Source organism: Alkalibacterium sp. 20 (genome assembly GCF_001885615.1).
In the GTDB taxonomy this organism is placed as follows: domain Bacteria; phylum Bacillota; class Bacilli; order Lactobacillales; family Carnobacteriaceae_A; genus Alkalibacterium.
Window position 1 is genome coordinate 1 of sequence record NZ_LSRN01000011.1, and the last position, 329, is coordinate 329.

General features: G+C 49.2%; 1 protein-coding gene. It reads right to left on the reverse strand.

Translation table 11 applies throughout. The features are described 5' to 3' along the window. Positions 1 to 305: hypothetical protein (locus AX762_RS12925; RefSeq protein ID WP_218162449.1), on the reverse strand; the 305-nt coding region annotated here is incomplete at its 3' end. Positions 306 to 329 lie beyond the last annotated feature (24 nt).

Genomic DNA, 329 nt, shown 5'->3' on the forward strand with positions numbered 1-329 from the left:
GAGGTTTTCCGCTGAGTTTGCCGAAGTAAGACCTTCTTAGCATCACCCACTGAGGTTTTCCACTGAGCTTGCCGAACTAAGGCCTTCTTAGCATCACTCACTGAGGTTTTCCGCTGAGTTTGCCGAACTAAGGCCTTCTTAGCATCACTCACTGAGGTTTTCCACTGAGCTTGCCGAACTAAGTCCTTCTTAGCATCACTCACTGAGGTTTTCCGCTGAGTTTGCCGAAGTAAGACCTTCTTAGCATCACCCACTGAGGTTTTCCACTGAGCTTGCCGAACTAAGGCCTTCTTAGCATCACTCACTGAGGTTTTCCGCTGAGTTTGCCG